Raw genomic sequence first — 22,685 nt, 5'->3', positions numbered from 1 at the left:
TAATATCTAGTAATGTATAACTTTAAAAAGAAATGGGGAATTACATTGACTAACATAAAAGAAAATAAGCTAAAACTTTATGGGTTTAATAATTTAACTAAATCATTGAGCTTTAATATATACGATATTTGCTATACAGAAAGTGAAGAAGACAGAAAGAAATATATAGAATATATAGACGAGCAATATAATGCAGAAAGACTGACGAAAATTTTGACAGATGTAACAGAAAGTATAGGAGCTAGTGTACTTAATATTGCAAAGCAGGATTATGATCCACAGGGAGCTAGTGTAACAATTTTAATATCAGAGGAGGAAGTTCCTTTATATGTGCTAGATACTTCTTGTAATAGAGGAATAATATCTCCGAGTAGAGAAAATATAGTAGGACATTTAGACAAAAGTCATATAACTGTTCACACATATCCAGAAAGTCATCCACAAAATAATATAAGTACGTTTAGAGTTGATATAGATGTATCCACTTGTGGAACCATATCTCCTATAAAAGCACTTAACTACTTAATAGACAGTTTTGATTCAGATATAATAACCATAGATTATAGAGTAAGGGGATTTACTAGAGATGTAGATGGAAGAAAACATTTCATAGACCATGAAATTAATTCAATCCAAAACTATATAAGCAAAGAAACTATTAATAGGTACCATCTAATAGATATGAATATATATCAATCAAATGTATTTCATACAAAGATGAGGGTCAAAGATATAAACTTAAATAACTATTTATTTGAAATAAAAGAGGAAGATCTTAGTGAATTACAAAAGGAAAGTATAATAAAGATGTTAAATAAGGAAATGACTGAGATATTTTATGGTATGGATATCCCAAATGTATAAAAAAATAACCTCTTTAGAAGAGTTAAATTCTGTTAAAGAGGTTTTTTCTATATGTTATAATATTAATAAATTTTATAAAAAATTATAATTTTTGGTGTATAAACGGAGATGATTAATATGAAAAAATGTTCTGTTTGCAATAAGAATGTAGCAATTGCATTTGTATCAAAAATTGAAAATGGAAAAACACAGATGAGAGGAATATGCATAGAATGTGCAAAAAAACTAGGACTTCCAATAATGGATCAAATTCTAGGACAAACAGGTATGAATGAAGAAGATATAGAAAATCTGGCTAAAGATATGAACGCAGCTTTTGAAGATGAAGATTTCGATGATGATAATACTGAAAATGATAGCGTTCTAAATAATATACTTAACAATTTTAAAAGTTTATATAGTGAAGAAAAAGAAAGTATATCAGACACTAAACAAAAACCAGAAATCAATGAAAATAAGAAGAAAAGCACTAAGTATCTAGAAACTTATGGAACAAATTTAATAGATAAAGCTAGAAGTAATCAAATAGATAAAATTATTGGAAGAGATAAAGAAATAGACAGAGTAATACAAATTTTAAATAGAAGAAGTAAAAATAATCCTATATTAATAGGAGAGCCGGGTGTTGGAAAGACAGCTATTGCTGAAGGATTAGCTGTTAGAATAGTAGAAAAGCAGGTGCCTTCTAAGTTATTTAATGCACAAATCTATCTTTTAGACTTAACTGCAATTGTTGCAGGTACTCAATTTAGAGGTCAATTCGAAGGAAGAATGAAATCTATAATAAAAGAAGCTCAAGAGCATGGCAATATTATCTTAGTAATTGATGAAGTACATAATATAATGGGAGCAGGAGAAGTTCATGGAGGAGTTATGAATGCAGCTAATATATTAAAGCCTGCTCTTGCAAGAGGAGAAATACAAATAATTGGAGCCACAACCCTTGAAGAATACAGAAAACATATAGAGAAAGATGCAGCACTTGAAAGGAGATTCCAACCAGTTATAGTTGATGAACCTACAATAGAAGAATCTATAGAGATACTTAAAGGTATAAGAAGTTACTATGAAGATTTTCATAAGGTTAAGATATCAGATGAAGTTATAGAAGCAGCAGTTAAATTATCTGAAAGGTACATAACAGATAGATACTTGCCAGATAAAGCAATAGATATAATAGATGAAGCAGGATCAAAGGTTAATTTAAATAATCACGATCTTTTAGAATTAGAAAAACTGAAAGAAGAACTAAAAGATATAAATGAGAAAAGAGAGCAAGCTGCAATTGATAATGACTATGAAAGAGCCGCTACATACAAAATGAAAGAATGTGAAATAAGTGAAAGAATTAAATCCATAGGTGAAAAAGCTAATCAAACACATGTTACAGTAGAGGATGTTGCTTTTGTAATTGAGTCATGGACAAAAATTCCTATGCAAAAGATAACACAAGAAGAAGCAAGAAAGCTTTTAAACCTAGAAGAAAGTTTACATAAGCATGTAATAGGTCAGCACAAAGCAATTGAAAGTATATCAAAGGCTATAAGACGTAATCGATCTGGATTTAGAAAAAAGAAAAAGCCGTCTTCATTTATATTTGTAGGCCCTACGGGTGTAGGAAAAACAGAGCTTGTTAGAACGTTAGCACGAGAACTGTTTGGAAGTGAAGAAGCAATGATTTCTATAGATATGTCTGAGTATATGGAAAAGCATACGGTTTCAAAACTAATAGGATCACCTCCAGGATATGTAGGATACGATGAGGGAGGACAGCTTACGGAAAAGGTAAGAAGAAAGCCATATTCTGTTATTTTATTAGATGAAATAGAAAAAGCTCATCCAGATGTATTTAATATGCTACTTCAAGTACTTGAAGATGGAAGATTGACAGACTCTCATGGAAGAACTGTTAGCTTTGAAAATACAGTTATTATAATGACATCAAACGCAGGAAGTAGTCTGAGATCTAATAATATAGGATTTGCAAAAGATGCATATGAAGCTTTAGAAAATAAAGCAAAAAATGCACTAAAAGAAATATTTAGGCCAGAATTTTTAAATAGAGTAGACGAAATAATAGTATTTACAAGTCTAAGCAAAGAAGAACTAAGAAAAATTATAGATCTTATGTTGAAAGAAGTTGAAGATGAAGTAAAAGAAAAAGATATGAATATAGAAGTTTCAGAAGAAGTAAAAGACTTTATACTAGAAAAAGGGTATGACGAAAAGTATGGTGCAAGACCTTTAAGAAGAACTATACAAAAGTATATAGAAGATGAAATAGCAGAAAAATATCTACAAAGCAAATTTAAAAAAGGTGATACTATAAATGTAACTATTAAAGAAGGAAAAGTTGTGGTGTTCTAGCCTGTTATAGCTTCCTTGGTGTTTAAACAAATCTAACTTGGGTATTATATATATGAATAATTTAAACTCTCAAGGAGGCAATATATATGAAAATAGCTGTTATAGGCTGTACACACGCTGGTACTGCTTCAATATTGAATATAAATAGATTATACCCAGATTCTCAAATAACTGTATATGAAAGAAATGATACTATATCATTTCTTTCGTGTGGAATTGCACTTTATGTAGGAGGAATAGTTAAAGATCCTAAAGAACTTTTTTATTCATCTCCAGAGCATCTCAAGAGTATAGGAGTAAATACAAAAATGTCTCATGAGGTAATAGATGTAGATATAGATAACAAGAAAATCAAAGCTAAGAATTTGAAAACAAATGAAGAAATTGAGGACACATTTGATAAGCTTATTATAACGACAGGTTCATGGCCTATAGTTCCTAATATAGAAGGAGTAGATTTGAAGAATATACTTCTATCTAAAAACTACTACCATTCTAATGAAATAATAGAAAAGTCAAAGGATGCTACAAATGTAGTTGTAGTGGGAGCTGGGTATATAGGAGTTGAGCTTGTAGAGGCATTTGAAATGAACGGAAAAAATGTTACACTAATAGATACTCAAGATAGAATATTAAGTAAATATCTAGATAAAGAATATACAGATATGGCTGAAGATGAATTAAAAAATAAGGGCATAAAATTAGCTTTAGGAGAAACTGTAACTAAGTTTGAAGGAAAAGATGGAAAAGTTATGAAGGTTATAACTGACAAAGGAGAGCATAATGCAGACCTTGTTATACTTTGTATAGGGTTTAGACCTAGTACAAACCTATTTAAAAATAAAGTTGAAATGCTATCAAATGGAGCTATTATAGTAGATGAGTATATGAGAACTAGCAAAGATGATGTATATGCAGCTGGAGATTGCTGTAGTGTTATATACAATCCTACAAAAACTCATGAGTATATTCCACTAGCTACAAATGCTGTTAGAATGGGAACCTTGGTAGCTAGAAATTTAGTAGAACCTACTACTAAATATATGGGAACTCAAGGAACATCAGGAATTAAAATTTATGATTACAATATAGCATCAACAGGAATTACAGAAAGCTATGCTAATGAGTTTGGAATGGATGTAGAATCAGTAATTGTAACTGATAATTATCGACCAGAATTTATGCCAACTTATGATGAAGCAAAACTAAAAGTAGTATACGAAAAAGACTCAAGAAGAATTGTAGGAGCACAAATAATATCAAAAGTTGATTTAACTCAGTCGATAAATACTATATCAGTTTGTATACAAAACAATATGACTATAGACGAGCTTGCATTTGTTGATTTTTTCTTTCAGCCACATTACAACAAACCTTGGAACTTGCTAAATTTAGCTGGGTTAAGTGCAAACTAGAAGACCTTACAGGTCTTCTTTTTTTTGCATACAAATTTATTTATTGACATAAAATTAAACATGACATAATATAGACTTAACGGTCTAGACTACATAGTCTATAAAATAAGGAGGGAACGAAATGTTTAGAGTAGAGAATTTGACATTTAGGTATCCAAAGAACAAAGAAAATACGATAAAAGGAATCAACTTTGAAATTGAGCAAGGAGAAATATTTGGACTTTTAGGTCCAAGTGGTGTTGGAAAAAGTACGACACAGAAGATACTAACTAAGCTATTAGATAAATACGATGGAAGTGTTATATATAAAGGCAAAGATTTAAAGTTTTATGGTAAAGACTTTTATGAAGAAATAGGAGTAGGATTTGAAATGCCTGTTCACTTTTCAAAACTTACAGCGGATGAGAATTTGAATTTTTTCAAGAAGCTATACAAATCTAATAAAGATACAAATGAACTTTTAAAAAGGGTTGGGCTTCACGAGGATAAAGACAAAAGAGTTAATGAATATTCAAAAGGAATGAAAGCTAGATTAAATTTTGTTAGAGCCCTTATAAATAATCCTAAGATACTATTTTTAGATGAACCAACAAATGGGCTTGATCCTAAAAATGCAAGAATAGTGAAAGATATTATAAAAGAATTTAGACAAAATGGGGGTACTGTTATACTAACTACACATCTAATGAATGATGTTGATGAGCTTTGTGATAGAGTAGCATTTATGGCAGATGGCCAAATAGCAGAAATAGACACTCCTAAGAATCTTAAATTAAAGTACGGACAGAGGAAGGTTGATATAGAATATATAAGTGATAATAATGTAATAAAAGAATCTTTTAAGCTTGATAATCTAGGAGGAAATGAAAAATTTATGAGTATTATTAAAACCAAAGAAATAGTAACTATACACAGTAAAGAAACCACTCTTGATGATATATTCATAAAAGTAACAGGAGTTGAGAAAAATGAATAATTTAGTAGTATTGTTCAACGGTGAACTTGAAAGAATGAAAAGATATAATATTCTTACTGCAAGCTTTTTTGTTTCATTGATGTGGATAGCAGTTCTTCACTTTACTAAAATAAATGATGTAAGTAAAATATTTCCATTACTTATTTATTTAGATGCAACTTCTATGAGTATATTGATGATTGGAGTTACTATGTTCTTTGAAAAACAAGAAGGTGTAATAAAGAGCTTATTAGTTTCTCCTATAAGTAAAGTTGAATATATACTTGCTAAGACTTTTGCTAATGTTTTTTCTAATATTATAACATTGGTTATTTTGTATATATATTCTAAGTTATTTAAGGAAATAAATATCAATATTGTAGGTTTAATTTTTACAGTTATGCTAATCGCTTTTTTACATTCTTTAATAGGATTTATATTAACTTATTACTCTAAAGACTTTACTGAACTGTTGGTTGGAATGATAAAGTATTCTTTTGTATGTATGCTTCCAGTACTTTTACAAGAAGTAGGACTAATTAAAGGTGAAATTATAGAAAAAGCTTTATATATTGTACCAACTAAAGCATCTATGGTTTTACTCAAGGCCTCTACAGGAGGAATAGAAAATATTGAAATAATTCTATGTAGCTTATATTTAATTATATTGTCTATAAGTTTATATGTTATAGTCCTGAATAAGTTTGATCAATTTGCTGTAAAGGAAAGTGGGGTTTAATATGTATGCAAATTTCATAAAAAGTGAATTCAAAAAATATATGAGGGATCCTTTGATGGGATTTATGATGTTTTATCCAATCATATTTGGATTGATAGGTAGATATTTTCTTCCTTGGATTGCAGAAAGTAGCGGATTTGACATAGATGTTTATGCGGATTTAATAGTAGTTATTCTAACACTACTTACCCCTCAAATTTATGGAGCTTTGATAGGATTTTCAATTTTAGATGATAGAGATGATAATATTTTGACATCTATAAGAGTTACACCACTTAATATTCATCAGTTTCTATCTTTTAGATTAGCTATAGTGCTTATTTTATCTTTTATAGCATGTAGTTACGTAATGTATTTTTCAAATATAGGAAGTTTCAATAATATACAAATAATATCTATTGCATTCCTAGCTTCCCTATCAGCTCCTATGACAGGGCTTTTTATAAATTGTTTATCTAAGAATAAGATAGAAGGATTTGCTGCAATGAAAGGGGCAGGAAGTGTTATAATATTTCCTATAATATCATTATTCTTTATAGATAAAAGAGAACTATTCTTTTCTTTTGTTCCAAGCTTTTATCCTGCCAAGGCAATAAGCAGCATAATAAAGGGAGAGAGTATATTACTTTTAAGCTACAATCAGTACTACTTTATAGGGCTTTTATATGTCCTAATCCTAAATTTTGTGTCATACAGACTTTTCTTACAAAGAACTAAGATGTAAACAAATGAAATTATAAAGAGGTGGTATTTTGCAAGAAAAAGAAAAAACTTTCGAGAAAAAAAGCGAATTGATAGATGCAGCTATTAATGAATTTAGTGAAAGAGGATACGAAAATGCCTCTTTAAATAATATCCTGAAACAAGCAGGAATAAGCAAAGGCACTTTTTATTACCACTTTAAAAATAAAGAGGCACTATATATATATTTAATAGGTATATTAATAGATGAGAAAAAAGAGTTTCTTAAGAACAATGTAAGTTATGATGTTTTTTCTAAAGATATCTTTACAATATTTGAAGAGTTAACAAAGGCTGGAATGAAGTTCGCAAACAAAAGTCCTAGTATAAGCAAGTTCTCGGAAAGTTTCATTAAGGAAAAAGAAAATGAAATATATAAGAAAGTATTTGAAAAGTACAATTTTCAAAATGATGATTATATGAATGCTCTTATTGAAAATGCGTACAGCAAAGGTGAATTTAGGGAGGATTTGCCAAAGGAATTTATAAAAAGTATAGTTTCTTATTTATTTACAAACATAACTAATATAACAAGTGTAAGTAAAATGAATGATTATGAGGAAGTTATAAATAATTTGATAAAGTTTATGAAAAATGGACTCTCAAGATAAATACATCAATGTAACCAACACTCAAAATATTCATACCATATATTAAGAAGGTATGAATATTTTGAGTGAGGTGATATTGTGAGTCAGTGTCTAAAAATAGGAATGAAAGCTCCAGATTTTTCTGCAAAAACTACATTTGGGCCTATGAAACTTTCAGATTATAAAGGTAAATGGGTAGTATTATTCTCACACCCAGGGGATTTTACACCTGTTTGTACAACGGAATTCATTGCCTTTACACAGTGCTATAATGCTTTTAAACAAAGGAATACAGAGATAATAGGACTTAGTATAGATAGCAACCCTTCTCATCTAGCGTGGGTTCATAATATATATAAGAACACAGGAATTCAGATACCTTTCCCGATAATAGCAGATAGAGATGGATCTATATCTAGACTTTACGGAATGATATCAGAAAGTGTTAGTGCAACAGAAACAGTTAGAAGTGTATTTATAATAGATGATAAGCAAATAATTAGAGCTATTTTAGCTTATCCACTAACTAATGGAAGAAATATACCAGAAATTCTTAGACTATTATATGCAATACAAACAACAGATGAGAAAAAGGTAGTAACCCCAGCTAACTGGGTGCCAGGTCAACCAGTAGTTGTGCCTCCACCACAAACGTACGAAGGATTGATAGAAAGAGAAACATGTCCAGGAGATTTACATTGTATAGATTGGTATCTATGCTTTAAAAAAAATATAGATAGAAGTTAGGACTTTGGAAAAAGTCCTAATTTTTTGCCATTTACAATAAGCTTTTATTTTATGTATAATATAATGTATTTGATTAATCGAGAGGGCAGGGGGGGTAAAATGTCAACTAATAAGCTAACAGAAGGAAGTATTTTTAAAGCACTTATAAAATTAGCACTTCCTATAATGGGAACATCATTTCTTCAGATGGCATATAACATGACTGATATGATATGGATAGGGAAAATGGGAAGTAGACATGTTGCAGCTGTAGGTGCTGCTGGATTTTTTGTATGGTTTTCTATGGCCCTTATAATGATTTCTAAAATAGGAGCTGAAATAGGGGTAGCACAGAGTATAGGAAAAGAAGACTTAGAATCTGCAAAATCTTATGCACGAAGTGGTATTCAGCTCAATATATCATTAGCACTTATCTACAGTACTTTTATCATAATTTTTAGAAAATACCTTATAAGCTTTTTTAATATGGGAGACATAGAAGTTGCAAATATGTCTGTTGAATATCTAACTATAATTGCAAGTGGAATGGTTTTTCATTTTATAAATCCAGTTTTGACTGGTATTTTTAATGGATATGGAAACAGTAAAACTCCATTTATGATTAATGCTATAGGTCTATGTGTAAATATGATATTAGATCCTGTATTGATATTTGGATTAGGTCCAATTCCGAGTTTAGGAGTAAGGGGAGCAGCACTTGCAACAATAACTGCACAGTTTATCGTTTTTATGGTATTTGTGTATAAGATAAGAGGGAAAATGGTTTTGTTTGAAGGTTTTAACATATTAAAAAAGCCAGAGAATGATAGAATAAAAGGTATAATAAAGGTTGGATTACCAGTGGCACTTCAAAGTGGATTATTTACTGTATTTGCAATGTTTATAGCTAGGATAATATCTAACTGGGGTCCTGTTCCTATAGCAGTACAAAAGGTAGGGTCTCAAATAGAAGCTATTTCTTGGATGAGTGCAGGAGGATTTTCTACAGCTTTAAGTACATTTGTAGGTCAAAACTATGGAGCTAAGAAATGGGATAGAATTTATAAAGGATATTTCGTAGCCTTGAGTATAGTAAGTGTCATAGGACTATTTGCAACTGCACTTTTGATATTTGGAGCAAGAAGTGTTTTTTCTATATTTATTTCAGAGCAAGAAGCTCTAAGTTATGGAATAGTATATCTAAAGATACTAGGACTATCTCAGCTTTTTATGTGTATAGAGATAACAACAGCAGGAGCATTTAATGGACTAGGAAAAACAATACCACCATCTATTGTTGGAATAGTTTTTACAGGGCTTCGTGTTCCAGCAGCACTTATTTTATCATCAGAGAATGTATTAGGATTAAACGGTGTATGGTGGAGCATCAGTATGAGCAGTGTGTTTAAAGGAATTGTGTTAACAAGCTGGTTTATTATTTTCCTAAATAAGAACTACGGTATAAATATGGGAACATTTAAAAAGAGATTTAACACGTGTTAAATCTCTTTTTCTGTTCGAACAAATAGTTAACATAATGAATAATATATAGTAGTGTATAAAAGTGTAAAGGGGGGGGAACATGGATTTTGTTGGAGAAAAAATTGCAAATAGACTAGGAGGAAAGAATTTCGACCCTTCAAAGAAAAGCTACAAATTTATGAAGATAAAAAGTGCAAAGGCTGAGCTAAAATTGAAATATCCAGATGCAAAGATTATAGATTTAGGAGTAGGAGAGCCTGATATACAAGCAGATTCAAAAGTTGTCGATGTTCTTTGTAATGAGGCTGGAAAAATTGAAAATAGATGGTATGCTGACAATGGAATACAGGAATTCAAGGATGCTGCAGCTAAATATTTAAAGAGAGTATATGGAATATGTAATGTTGATCCTAATAATGAAATAATGCACGGAATAGGATCAAAGCCAATTTTAGCAATGATTCCTCTTTGTTTTATTAATAGTGGAGATGTCATACTAACAACGGTTCCAGGATATCCTGTAATAGCAAACCACACAAGATACTTAGGTGGAGAAGTATATAACTTACCTTTGTATAAAGAGAATAACTACTATCCAGACTTTTCGAATATACCCGATGACATACTAAAAAGAGCTAAGCTTTTGTATATAAATTACCCTAATAACCCAACAGGTCAAGTTGCAACACGTGAGTTTTATGAGGAAGTTATAGATTTTGCAAAAAGAAATGATATATTTGTAATTTCTGACGCATCGTATAGTGCACTAACATTTGATGATTATAAGCCCTTAAGTTTTCTTTCTGTAGACGGTGCAAAAGAAGTAGGAGCTGAAGTTTATTCATTATCTAAGGCATTCAATATGACAGGATGGAGGCTTGCATTTATTGTAGGAAACAAAAGATTTATAGATTTATATGCAGATGTAAAATCTACAATAGATTCAGGTCAATTTATAGCAATACAAAAGGCTGGTATATGTGCACTAAATAATGTAGATATAACACATAACAACTGCGAAAGATACTCAAGAAGACACGACTTACTAGTTTGTGCACTAAGGGAAGTAGGATTTGATGTTACAAAGCCAAAAGCAACTTTCTATTGCTATGCTCCGATACCTAAAGGAACAAAATGTGGAAAAATATTCACAAATGCAGAAGATGCTTCTTCATATATACTTGAAAATGCATTTATTTCTACAGTTCCATGGGATGATGCAGGAGCTTTCTTAAGGTTTAGTGTAACATTTGAAGCTAAAGATTATGAAGAAGAAAAGAAAATAGTAGATGAAGTAAAAGAAAGGCTATTAAAATTAGAATTAGTGTTTTAAATTTATAATGAGGGAATATCCCCTCATTATAAATTATTTTGACAAATTGCCTCTCCAAGCTTTCATTCCACCAGTAACATTCTTTACCTTAAATCCTGCTTTACTTAAAGCTTTACAAGCAACAACACTGCTTCCACCAACATAGCATACTACAAGTATAGTTTTACTTTTATCAAGCTCATTCATTTTAAAAGGGAGAAGCTTTATAGGTATATTTATAGCTCCTTTGATATGCCCTTCACTATATGCTTCTTCATTTCTTATATCTATAAGAATAGCACCATTTTGAATCTCTTTATCTATTTCATCTACAGATATATTTTCAAGCTTAGAACCAATGTTAAACATGGATAATACCTCCTAAGAAATTATTTATTTATATATTATGATTTTATAATATAAATGTTACTAAGTCAATATATACCCCCTAGCAACCACTGCTAAGGGGTATTTTCTTTAGTATACTCCATCCTCAAATATACTTCTAATTTCTTCGATATTGTTAGTTTTGCCTAGTGCAAGCATTAATTTTATTCTAGCTTTTTGTCCAGGAAGGTCATTTCCGAGAATACAGCCAAGCTCAACTAAGTTTCTTCCTGCACCTTCATAACCATACGTGTCTAGAACACGTCCTGAATGGCATCTAGAAGCTATTACAATAGGTATATTTTTTTCTTTTGCATATTTTATTCCATCTAACATTTTAGGAGGAATATTTCCTCTTCCCATAGCCTCTATTACAATTCCTTTAGCACCAGAGTCAATAGAGAATTTTATAAACTTAGAATCCATTCCAACACCAGTTTTTATTAAATCTACATTAGGCTCTATTTTATTAGTATGGATGTGCTGTCTAGAAAGTATGTCTCTATGAAGTATAAGTTCATCATTATCAACTATTCCTAAAGGACCATAAGATACAGATTTGAATGTATTCAATCTTAAAGTATCAGTCTTTGTAACTTCTGAAGCTGCATTTACTTCATTATTAAGAACAACCAAAACACCTTTACATTTTGCCTTATCTGATATAACAGTACAAACAGCTGCAGCTAAGTTGCTAGGGCCATCGTATCCAAGTTCTGAACTACTTCTCATTGCCCCTGTTACAACTATTGGTTTATCCGTATATAAGCTTAATTCTAAGAAGAAAGCGGTTTCCTCAAGGCTATCAGTTCCATGAGTTATAACTATTCCATCAATATCATCTCTTAATATTAAAGTATCTATTAATTTTTTTAAATCTAGCATTTTTTCAGGAGTCATGTGTGGGCCAGGAATCTCATCAAAATTGATGATTTCTATATCTGCAAGTTTATCTATATTTGTCACCATAGACATTATCTGTTCACCTGAAAGAGTAGGTATAGCAGCTCCAAGTCTAGGATCTACTGTCATAGATATAGTACCACCAGTGAATATTATTGCTACTTTCTTTTTCATAAATACCTCCCTTAGATATAATAAGTCATAATTATATTATATATGACATTTCATGTATTATAAAGAAAAAAGATAAAAAAAAACCTGCCACATATGGCAGGCTACGCATAATCATATGCGTGAAATCCGTTCAAAAGGGGTATTGGGAATAGAGATTTCATTGAGGTTACCAGGGGGATAACCACTAAACATAGTATAACAAAATGCGACAAATTTTGCAATAGGTATTTTTTACATTTGAACAAAAATAAATTTTTATATTACTACAAAATCTAATATAATATAAAGTGTACATGATTAAAGGAGGTAAAGTCTATGGAAAGAATATTAAAGGTTATAGATGCTTTTTCAAAGAGGAATATAAACTCAAAATTATTTGAAAGCAGAGAAGATTTAATGAGCGAAATAATGGAAGAAATAAAAAATGATGAATTAGTTGCAATAGGTGGATCTATGACTGTCGAAGAACTAGGACTGTATGATAAACTAATAGAAAGAGGTAATAATGTTTTATGGCACTGGAAAGTACCTAATGAACAAAAACTGGATGTACTTAGAAAAGCATTGTTTTCAGATATATATCTAACTAGTAGTAATGCAATAACTGAAGATGGAAAAATAATAAATATAGATGGAGTAGGAAATAGAGTTGCAGCTATGTTCTTTGGACCTAAGAAAGTCAGAATAATATGTGGTGTAAATAAAATATGTAAAGATTATGAAGATGCAATGAAAAGAATAAAGGAGGTTGCATGTCCTAAAAATGCAAAAAGATTGGGTAGAGAAGTCCCTTGTTCAAAAGTAGAAAAGTGTACGGATTGCAAAAGTAGTGAGAGAATGTGCATGGTTACAAGTATAATAGAAACAGCACCTCCACTTATAGACTTTAAAGTATATATACTAAATGAAGAAATAGGGTATTAACTTTACATATAAAGCCAAATAATATAATATGTTATTTGGCTTTAATAATTTTTTCAGTGGGTGATGCAAAATGGAAATATATTTAGACAACAGTGCAACTACTAAGCCGTATAAAGAAGTTGTAGATAAAGTTGTTTATGCACTAACAGAGCAATACGGAAATCCATCTTCGGTTCATAGAAGAGGAGTAATTGTCGAAAAGGAAATAAGAAATGTAAGAAAAGAAATAGCTAAAGTTTTAGGTGTAAATGAGAAAGAAATAGTATTTACATCTGGAGGAACAGAAGCTAACAATATAATTATAAGAGGAATTGCGTATGCAAATAGGAGAAGTGGAAACCACATAATAACCACAAATATAGAGCATCCATCTGTCCTAAATACATTCAAGGATTTAGAAAAAGAAGGGTATGAAGTTACATATTTAAATGTTGATAAAAATGGGGTCATAGATTTTGAAGAATTTAAAAATGCTATAAATGAAAATACTATACTCGTAAGTATTATGCATGTAAACAATGAAGTAGGTAGTATTCAGCCAGTAGATAAAATAGGCAACTATCTAAATAAATTTAAAAGAAAAATTTATTTTCATATAGATGCAGTTCAATCATTCGGAAAGATTGACTTTAAACCTTCTAGATATAACGTGGATTTATTATCTGTAAGTGGTCATAAAATACATGGTCCTAAAGGAGTAGGGTTTATATACATAAAGGAAAAGACGAAAATAAAGCCATTTTTAACAGGTGGTGGACAAGAGTATGACTTTAGATCTGGCACAGAGAATGTTCCAGGAATATTAGGACTTGGTGAGGCTGTCAGAATTACAAGTTCAAACCTAAAAGAAAACATAGAAAAAATTAATAATATGAAATCTTTATTATTAAAAGAAATAAGTGATAATATTAATGATATTAAACTAAATAGTCCACAAGATGGAGTTTGTCATATCCTAAATGTATCATTTAAGGGCATAAAAGGAGAAATACTTCTTCACTATCTAGAAGAAGATAATATATATGTTTCAACAGGATCTGCTTGCTCATCTAAGAAGAAGGGAAGCCACGTACTTATAGCTATGGGATTAAAACCAGAAGAAATAGAAGGTGCTATAAGATTTAGCTTGTCACATACAAATACAGAGCAAGAAATAAAATTAGCTGTAGATATACTAAAGAAAAGAATATATGATCTTAGAAAAATAATAAATAAGAGGTGATAGTTTGTATAATGTAGTTATTGCAAGATACGGAGAAATAGGTGTAAAAGGAAAAAATAGATATGTATTTGAAAATAGACTTATAAGAAATATAAAGAATAATCTAAAAGAAATTGGAAAATTGAAAGTATATAAGGATCAAGCAAGAATATATATAGATATAGAAGACTATGATTATGAAGCTGTAATACAAGAGGTAAGAAAGGTATTTGGTATAGTATCACTAAGCCCTGCCGTGAAACTAGAGCCAGATTATGATAAACTAAAAGATGTTTGTCTAAAACTTACAAAAGAGAAGTTAGAATTTGAAAATGTAAGCACGTTTAAAGTTGAGTCAAAAAGAGCAGATAAAAAATTCAAACTTAAGTCTCCAGAGATGAGTCAGGATATAGGAGGATATTTATTATCTAACTTAGGAGATAGTTTAAAGGTAGACATTCATAATCCAGATTTCGTGGTATATGCAGAGATGAGAGAAGAAAATGCTATATGCTATGTAGATAAGATAGAAGGATATGGAGGTCTTCCTATAGGAACTAACGGAAAGGCTATGATTTTACTTTCAGGAGGAATAGATAGCCCCGTAGCTGCATGGCTTGTAGCAAAGAGGGGAGTTGAGATAGAAGCTATACATTTTCACAGTTATCCATTTACTAGTGAAAGATCTAAAGAAAAAGTAAAAGACTTAGCTAGGATACTATCTAAATATTGTGGAAAGTTTACTATGCATTCAGTAAATCTACTTCCTATACAAAAAACTATAAATCAAAATTGTCCTGAAGAAGAAATGACAATATTATCAAGAAGATTTATGATGAAGATAGCTCAGGAAGTTGCACTGAATAGAAACTGTAATGCATTAATAACTGGCGAAAGTATAGGGCAGGTAGCATCGCAAACTCTTCAAAGTCTTCATGTTACTAATTCTGCAGTAGATATTCCGGTATTTAGACCGTGTATAGCTATGGACAAGACGGAAATAGTATCATTAGCTCAGAAGATAGGAACATTTGAAACATCAATAATTCCTGAAGAAGATTGTTGTACAGTATTCTTACCTAAGAACCCTGTTATAAGACCTAAAATAGAAAAAATATTGAGTTCAGAATCAAAGCTCAATGTAGATGAATTAATTAAAGATGCTATTGATAATATAGAAGTTGAAAGGATTGAATTTTAGTGAGAAAATTCATTTTGAGATGGCTTATTTCAGCTTTGAGTATATACCTTACGGCTAAGCTATTAGGGTATGTGCACGTATCAGACTTTTCAACAACTTTAGTAGCAGCAGCGATCTTAGGAATTATAAACACACTTATAAAGCCTATAATAGTGATGTTTACTATTCCTATTAACTTTATGACATTAGGTTTATTCACATTTATAATAAATGGTTTTATGCTTTATCTTGCATCAGCATTAGTTGAAGGTTTTGTAATTTATGGACTACTAGGTGCTATAGTTGCATCTATAGTATTAAGTATAGTAAATATGATACTTAGTAGTTTGTTTGATATAAAGTAAAAAAAGGAAAGTGGCTTTAAGCCGCTTTCCTTTTTACTTTTAATCCGTACTTTTCAAACACTTTAGATGCTTTTGACACATCTTCATCAGTAGCATCAGGAACACCTTCAAGAGGGTACTGATAACCAAGTTCTTCCCATTTGAATGATCCAGAAGTGTGGTAAGGAAGTATTTCAATATTTTCAACATTGTTAAGAGTAGATATAAATTTTGCAAGGTTTTCTAAATCACCCTCATCGTCTGTAATGCCCGGAACTAGCACATATCTTATCCATACAGGGATTTTTCTATTACAAAGGTGTTTAGCTAAGTTTAAAGTCTTATCATTATATACACCAGTAAGCTCTTTACAAGAATCTCTATCCATATGCTTAATATCTAAAAGAACAAGATCAGTATAGTCTAAAATAGGATCTATAACATCTATATCTACAAACCCAGATGTATCTATAGCTGTATGAATTTCATTAGCTTTAGCTCTCATTAATAGTTCTTTTACAAATTCAGGCTGAAGCATAGGTTCTCCACCAGATACAGTTATGCCACCACCAGAATATTTCATAAAAGGAGTATATTTCTTCACATCATCTATAATAGAAGATACGGTATACTCATTCCCGCCAGACGGATCCCATGTATCTCTATTATGACAGTATTTACATCTTAAAGGGCATCCTTGCAGAAATGTTATATATCTTATTCCAGGTCCATCTACAGTTCCAAATGTTTCTATTGAATGAATTCTTCCTTTAATTTCCATAATACCACCTCACTTTGAATCTTAAAGCCAAGATAAATTTACCTTGGCTTTATTTTTGAATTATATCTTTCCGTGGAATGTTCTATTTATTACATCAAGTTGTTGTTCTCTAGTAAGTTTTATAAAGTTAACAGCGTATCCAGATACACGTATTGTAAGTTGAGGATAAAGCTCTGGGTGATCCATAGCGTCTAGTAAAGTCTCTTTATCTAGTACATTAACATTTATATGGTGACCCATTTGAACAAAGTATCCATCAAGTAATGATGTAAGATTGTTTATTCTTTCTTCTATTGATTTACCTAAAGAGCTAGGTACAACTGTAAATGTGTAAGATATACCATCTTGAGAATCTTTGTATGGAAGTTTAGCAACAGAAGACATAGAAGCTAAGCAACCTTTAGTATCTCTACCGTGCATTGGGTTAGCTCCTGGTGCAAATGGCTCTCCAGCTTTTCTTCCATCAGGAGTATTTCCTGTTTTCTTACCATAAACTACATTTGAAGTTATAGTAAGTACTGATTGAGTAGGTATAGCATTTCTGTAAGTTTTATTTTTTCTTATTTTGTTCATGAATAATTCAACTAATTCAGTTGCTATAGTATCTACTACATCGTCATTGTTTCCATACTTAGGATAATCTCCCTCGATTTCAAAGTCAACAACCATTCCATCTTCATCTCTTATAGTTTTAACTTTAGCATGTTTTATAGCAGATAAAGAGTCTGCACAAACTGAAAGACCAGCTATACCGCAAGCTAATGTTCTAACTACATCTCTATCATGTAGTGCCATTTGTATTTTTTCATAGCAGTATTTATCATGCATATAGTGGATAACATTTAATGTATTTACGTAAAGATTAGCAAGCCACTCAAGACACTGATCGAATTTTGACATAACTTCATCATATTCTAAGTATTCAGAAGTTATAGGGGCGAAGTTAGGTGCAACTTGCATCTTAGTTTTTTCGTCTTTACCACCATTTATAGCGTAAAGTAATGCTTTAGGTAAGTTACATCTAGCTCCGAAGAATTGCATTTGCTTTCCAAGTCTCATAGCAGAAACACAGCAAGCAATTCCATAGTCATCTCCCCAGTAAGGCTTCATTAAGTCATCATTTTCATACTGGATAGAACTTGTATCTATAGAAACCTTAGCACAGAACTTTTTGAAGTTTTCTGGTAGATGAACAGACCAAAGAACAGTTAAGTTTGGCTCTGGTGCAGGACCTAAGTTGTATAAAGTGTTAAGTATTCTGTATGAGTTTTTAGTAACTAAAGATTTTCCATCTAAAGTCATACCACCTATACACTCAGTTATCCAAGTAGGATCTCCAGAGAATAATTCATTGTACTCAGGAGTTCTTAAGAATCTAACCATTCTAAGTTTCATAACGAAGTGATCCATAAGCTCTTGAGCTTCTTCTTCAGTTAAAGTTCCATTTTTTAAATCTCTTTCTATATATATATCAAGGAAAGTAGATACTCTACCTAAACTCATAGCAGCTCCATTTTGCTCTTTAACAGCTGCTAGGTAAGCAAAATAAGTCCACTGAATAGCTTCCTTTGCATTAGTAGCAGGTTTTGATATATCGTATCCGTAAGATAAAGCCATTTCTTGTAATTGTTTTAAAGATTTGATTTGGTCAGCTAACTCTTCTCTTAATCTTATAGTATCTTCATCCATAACATTTACTTCTAAAGATTTGTGTTGATTCTTTTTATCTTCTATCAACATATCTATTCCATAAAGAGCAACTCTTCTATAATCCCCGATTATTCTACCTCTACCATAAGCATCAGGTAAACCAGTTATTATACCAGAATTTCTTGCAGCCCTCATCTCAGAAGTATAAGCATCAAATACACCTTCGTTATGAGTTTTTCTGTATTTTGTAAATATTTCACTAACAGAAGGGTCAAGTTTATATCCATAAGCATCGCATGAAGCTTCAACCATTCTAATTCCACCGTAAGGCATTACAGCTCTTTTAAGAGGTGCTTCAGTTTGAAGTCCTACGATTTTTTCTAATTCCTTTTCTATATATCCAGGTTCGTGAGAAGTTATATCAGAAATAACTTTAGTATCAGCATCAAGAGTTCCACCTTTGCGAACTTCTTCTTTGATTAAAGAAGAAACGTTCTCCCAAAGTTTTTTAGTAGATTCTGTAGGACCAGTAAGGAAAGATTCGTCACCAGTATATTCTGTATAGTTGCTTAGTATGAACTCTCTAACATCTATTTCTTTAGTCCATTTTCCAAGCTTAAAGTTTTCCCATGCTTTCATAATTTAACTACCTCCTTTAAGAAATTATGTATACAATATATTATATGTATATATTAACACAAAATTTACGCATATTGTATACAATATTTCAAAATGTTACAAAAAATTAATAAGTGTCCAAACTATGCCAAAAATTAAACAATTATGCATTAAATATCATTAAAATAGAGAAAATAATCTTGAAATAAAAAAATAAAAAGATTGCAAAATGCGACAAATGTATATATAATTGAAAAGATAAGCGTATGAAAGGAAAGTGAAACTTAATTATGGAAAACAACCAAAAAATTAGATTTGAAGATTTAAATTTGTCACAGGAGATTTTAAGAGCTATTGCTGACATGGGATTTGAAGAACCATCTCCTATACAAGCACAAGCTATTCCTTATATATTAGAGGGAAGAGATGTAATCGGTCAAGCACAAACAGGAACTGGAAAAACAGCATCGTTCGGAATACCTATATTAGAAATGGTAGATCCTACAGACAACTCACTTCAAGCTGTAGTATTATGTCCTACGAGAGAACTTGCTATTCAAGTGTCAGAAGAACTGAGAAAGCTTTCAAAATATAAGCATTCAATCAAAATCCTACCTATCTATGGTGGACAACCAATAGATCGCCAAATCAAAGCACTAAAAAAAGGAATTCAAATTATAATAGGTACACCAGGTCGTGTTATGGATCATATGAACCGTCGTACCCTGAAAATGGAAAATGTTAAAATGGTAATACTAGATGAAGCTGATGAAATGCTTGATATGGGCTTTAGAGAAGACATAGAAACTATATTAGAAAAAGTCCCAACTGAAAGGCAAACAACATTCTTCTCAGCTACTATGCCTAAAGCTATCCTAGATCTTACTAAAAGATATCAAAAAAATCCAGAGCTTATAAAAGTTGTAAGAAAAGAATTAACTGTCCCAAGTATAGAGCAATTTTATCTTGAAGTAAAAGAAAAGTCAAAGTCAGAAGTATTATCTCGTTTAATAGATATGTATAATCCTAAGTTATCAGTTGTATTTTGCAATACTAAAAAGAGAGTTGATGAATTAGTAGGAGATCTTCAAGGAAGAGGGTATTTTGCTGATGGGCTTCATGGAGATATGAAGCAAAGTCAAAGAGATAATGTTATGGCTAAGTTCAGAAATGGAACAGTTGAAATACTAGTTGCTACAGATGTAGCAGCAAGAGGTCTTGACATAGATGATGTAGAGGCTGTATTTAACTATGATATGCCACAAGATGAAGAATATTATGTTCATAGAATAGGAAGAACAGGAAGAGCAGGAAAGACAGGAAGAGCTTTCACATTTATAGTAGGAAGAGATATATATAAATTAAAAGATATACAAAAGTATACTAAAACTAAAGTTAAGATACATGAAATTCCTTCTATGAGTGATGTAGAAGAAATTAAGACTAATTTATTCTTAGAAAAAGTAAAAAATGTAGTAGAAGAAGGTCACCTAACTAAATATGTTAATTGGATTGAAAGACTGTTAGATGAAGAATATACATCTTTAGATATAGCTGCTGCACTTTTAAAGCTTTCTATGGGAGAAGACTCTGTAAAAGATGAAGTGAAGATAGAAGATGATTTTGAAAATACTGGTGCTGAACCTGGAATGGTAAGACTGTTTATAAATGTTGGTCGTAAGCAAAAGGTTTCTGCAAGAGATATAGTTGGAACTATAGCAGGAGAAACAGGAATTGCAGGAAAGTTAATTGGAGCTATAGACATATACGATAAATATACATTTGTTGAAGTTCCAAGAGAACATGCAAAGGATGTACTAAATATAATGAAAAACAATAAAATAAAAGGTAATAAAATTAATATAGAACCAGCAAATAGAAAATAAACACTCAAAATTTTGAGTGTTTTTTTATGAAAAAAATTCACAATATTCAAAAAAATAATTTTACAATCTTCAGCTTTAATAATAAAATTATAAATTAATAAATATTATATATGGGGGGGATAAATTTATGAGAAAAATTTTAGTTACAGGGGGACTAGGTCAGATAGGATCTGAACTAGTTATACATTTAAGAAATATCTACGGAGATGACAATATAGTTGCAAGTGATATCCATAAAAATGGAGATGAAAGTGTTATATATGGAGGTCCTTTTGAAATAGTAGATGTTCTAGATGGAAAAAAAACATCTGAAGTAGTATCTAAATATAATGTAGATACAATTATTCATCTTGCAGCACTATTATCTGCAGTTGGTGAAAAAAATCCAGCTAGGGCTTGGGATATAAATATGAACGGGCTTTTTAATATGCTCGAAATATCAAAAGAAAGAAAGCTTTCTCTATTTACTCCAAGTTCAATAGCTGCATTTGGTCCAGATACTCCAGCAGATAATACTCCTCAAGATACAATTCAAAGGCCAACTACTATGTATGGAGTAACAAAGGTTGCAGGGGAATTACTTTGCGATTACTACTTCAAAAAATATGGAGTAGACACAAGGGGAGTTCGTTTCCCGGGACTTATCTCATATCAAACTTTACCAGGTGGTGGAACTACAGATTATGCAGTTCATATATATTATGATGCAATACAAAAAGGAAGATATACATCATATATAGATAAAGGAACATATATGGATATGATGTATATGCCAGATGCATTAAATGCTATATCAACTCTATTAGAAGCTGACCCATCTAAACTTATACATAGAAATGCCTTTAATATAACTGCTATGAGTTTTGAACCGGAACAAATAGCAGCAGAAATAAAAAAACATATACCTAACTTTGAAATGGATTATAACGTTGATAGTGTAAGGCAATCAATTGCAAACTCTTGGCCAAATTCATTAGATGACAGTGCTGCAAGAGAGGAATGGGGATGGAATCCTAAGTATGATTTATCTTCTATGACAAAAGATATGCTTGAAAAATTAAGAACTAGATTAGGAAAATAGTTACAAAACCTTAGGGTTATAGCCCTAAGGTTTTCAGACTGTTGACAAATTATATTGTAGAAAGCCTTTTTGTAATTCAAAAAGAGCTTTCTTTCTTTTTGTAGTAAAATATAAATATAAATTAAAGATATAATATGCGTCCTCTAATGGAATGAGCGGCCTTTAAATTTCACCTTGAGATTTCTAAAATCTCCATACATCCTAAATTCTAGGAACTTTGAAACTCGCAAGCTCAAACATTTTTCTAAAAATACATATTTATATTGGAGTGATTTTTATGTTGCGAAAGCAAGATATGATAAATAGAGACCAACTTGTTTTATTTACACTTGATGAACTTGTGCCTAGTGATCATTTACTGAGAA

The 22,685-nt window shown here is 30.9% G+C and carries 20 protein-coding genes; 16 read left to right on the top strand and 4 right to left on the bottom strand.

Annotated elements, in window-relative coordinates; translation table 11 throughout:
* Nucleotides 1-12 precede the first annotated feature (12 nt).
* From speD to CLOTH_RS08150, 10 genes are all read left to right on the top strand, one after another.
* Nucleotides 13-864, top strand: coding sequence for an adenosylmethionine decarboxylase (gene speD, locus CLOTH_RS08195; protein ID WP_169835137.1), 852 nt, complete (start codon nt 13-15; stop codon nt 862-864).
* Between the two features lie 117 nt (nt 865-981).
* Complete coding sequence (locus CLOTH_RS08190; RefSeq protein WP_079412980.1) at nt 982-3,231, top strand: ATP-dependent Clp protease ATP-binding subunit; 2,250 nt, start codon at nt 982-984, stop codon at nt 3,229-3,231.
* Nucleotides 3,232-3,317: 86 nt separating this feature from the next.
* Nucleotides 3,318-4,646 (top strand): FAD-dependent oxidoreductase, encoded by a 1,329-nt coding sequence (locus tag CLOTH_RS08185; protein WP_079412978.1) that lies wholly within the window; start codon nt 3,318-3,320, stop codon nt 4,644-4,646.
* Between the two features lie 121 nt (nt 4,647-4,767).
* Nucleotides 4,768-5,622, top strand: coding sequence for an ABC transporter ATP-binding protein (locus CLOTH_RS08180; RefSeq protein WP_079412976.1), 855 nt, complete (start codon nt 4,768-4,770; stop codon nt 5,620-5,622).
* A complete protein-coding gene (locus tag CLOTH_RS08175; protein ID WP_079412974.1) occupies nt 5,615-6,340 on the top strand; it encodes a fluoroquinolone export ABC transporter permease subunit in 726 nt (241 codons plus the stop codon). Before CLOTH_RS08180 ends, CLOTH_RS08175 begins: the two co-directional genes overlap by 8 nt.
* Before the next feature lies 1 nt (nt 6,341).
* Entirely contained in the window at nt 6,342-7,064 is a 723-nt protein-coding gene (locus CLOTH_RS08170; protein WP_079412972.1) for an ABC transporter permease, read from the top strand.
* 28 nt (nt 7,065-7,092) lie between these two features.
* Complete coding sequence (locus CLOTH_RS08165) at nt 7,093-7,692, top strand: TetR/AcrR family transcriptional regulator (protein WP_158080494.1); 600 nt, start codon at nt 7,093-7,095, stop codon at nt 7,690-7,692.
* 78 nt (nt 7,693-7,770) lie between these two features.
* Complete coding sequence (locus tag CLOTH_RS08160; RefSeq protein WP_331722066.1) at nt 7,771-8,418, top strand: peroxiredoxin; 648 nt, start codon at nt 7,771-7,773, stop codon at nt 8,416-8,418.
* A 99-nt stretch (nt 8,419-8,517) separates the two neighbouring features.
* A complete protein-coding gene (locus CLOTH_RS08155; protein ID WP_079412966.1) occupies nt 8,518-9,900 on the top strand; it encodes an MATE family efflux transporter in 1,383 nt (460 codons plus the stop codon).
* Between the two features lie 79 nt (nt 9,901-9,979).
* On the top strand, nt 9,980-11,212 hold the full coding sequence (locus CLOTH_RS08150) for an LL-diaminopimelate aminotransferase (RefSeq protein WP_079412964.1): 1,233 nt from the start codon (nt 9,980-9,982) through the stop codon (nt 11,210-11,212).
* Between the two features lie 33 nt (nt 11,213-11,245).
* Here CLOTH_RS08150 and CLOTH_RS08145 read toward each other — a convergent pair whose 3' ends face one another.
* A complete protein-coding gene (locus tag CLOTH_RS08145) occupies nt 11,246-11,560 on the bottom strand; it encodes a rhodanese-like domain-containing protein (protein WP_079412962.1) in 315 nt (104 codons plus the stop codon).
* Nucleotides 11,561-11,668: 108 nt separating this feature from the next.
* Nucleotides 11,669-12,655: an asparaginase gene (locus CLOTH_RS08140; RefSeq protein WP_079412960.1), complete on the bottom strand. Its 987-nt coding sequence runs from the start codon at nt 12,653-12,655 to the stop codon at nt 11,669-11,671.
* Nucleotides 12,656-12,970: 315 nt separating this feature from the next.
* Between CLOTH_RS08140 and CLOTH_RS08135 the strand changes: the two genes are divergently transcribed.
* The 4 genes from CLOTH_RS08135 to CLOTH_RS08120 all read left to right on the top strand — a co-directional run bounded on the left by CLOTH_RS08135 (nt 12,971) and on the right by CLOTH_RS08120 (nt 16,325).
* Nucleotides 12,971-13,579, top strand: a complete 609-nt coding sequence (locus CLOTH_RS08135; protein ID WP_079412958.1) for a lactate utilization protein — start codon at nt 12,971-12,973, stop codon at nt 13,577-13,579.
* Between the two features lie 70 nt (nt 13,580-13,649).
* Nucleotides 13,650-14,801 carry a cysteine desulfurase family protein gene (locus CLOTH_RS08130; protein WP_079412956.1) on the top strand — a complete coding sequence of 384 codons (1,152 nt, stop codon included), beginning with the start codon at nt 13,650-13,652 and terminating at the stop codon, nt 14,799-14,801.
* A gap of 4 nt (nt 14,802-14,805) precedes the next feature.
* Nucleotides 14,806-15,981 (top strand): tRNA uracil 4-sulfurtransferase ThiI, encoded by a 1,176-nt coding sequence (gene thiI, locus CLOTH_RS08125; RefSeq protein WP_079412954.1) that lies wholly within the window; start codon nt 14,806-14,808, stop codon nt 15,979-15,981.
* On the top strand, nt 15,981-16,325 hold the full coding sequence (locus CLOTH_RS08120) for a phage holin family protein (protein ID WP_079412952.1): 345 nt from the start codon (nt 15,981-15,983) through the stop codon (nt 16,323-16,325). The genes thiI and CLOTH_RS08120 overlap by 1 nt, the downstream gene beginning before the upstream one ends.
* A 16-nt stretch (nt 16,326-16,341) precedes the next feature.
* Here CLOTH_RS08120 and pflA read toward each other — a convergent pair whose 3' ends face one another.
* Entirely contained in the window at nt 16,342-17,085 is a 744-nt protein-coding gene (pflA, locus tag CLOTH_RS08115; protein WP_079412950.1) for a pyruvate formate-lyase-activating protein, read from the bottom strand.
* A 60-nt stretch (nt 17,086-17,145) separates the two neighbouring features.
* Complete coding sequence (gene pflB / locus CLOTH_RS08110) at nt 17,146-19,374, bottom strand: formate C-acetyltransferase (RefSeq protein WP_079412948.1); 2,229 nt, start codon at nt 19,372-19,374, stop codon at nt 17,146-17,148.
* A 269-nt stretch (nt 19,375-19,643) separates the two neighbouring features.
* Here pflB and CLOTH_RS08105 point away from each other — a divergent pair, with 269 nt between their 5' ends.
* Nucleotides 19,644-21,239 (top strand): DEAD/DEAH box helicase, encoded by a 1,596-nt coding sequence (locus CLOTH_RS08105; RefSeq protein ID WP_079412946.1) that lies wholly within the window; start codon nt 19,644-19,646, stop codon nt 21,237-21,239.
* A gap of 127 nt (nt 21,240-21,366) precedes the next feature.
* Nucleotides 21,367-22,320, top strand: a complete 954-nt coding sequence (locus CLOTH_RS08100; RefSeq protein WP_079412944.1) for an L-threonine 3-dehydrogenase — start codon at nt 21,367-21,369, stop codon at nt 22,318-22,320.
* Nucleotides 22,321-22,685 lie beyond the last annotated feature (365 nt).

Origin of the sequence: Alkalithermobacter paradoxus (assembly GCA_002029295.1) — a bacterium.
Taxonomy (GTDB): Bacteria; Bacillota; Clostridia; order Peptostreptococcales; family Peptostreptococcaceae; genus Alkalithermobacter; species Alkalithermobacter paradoxus.
The sequence above is the reverse complement of the archived record's forward strand: the minus strand, read 5'-3'. Positions and strand labels throughout refer to the sequence as shown.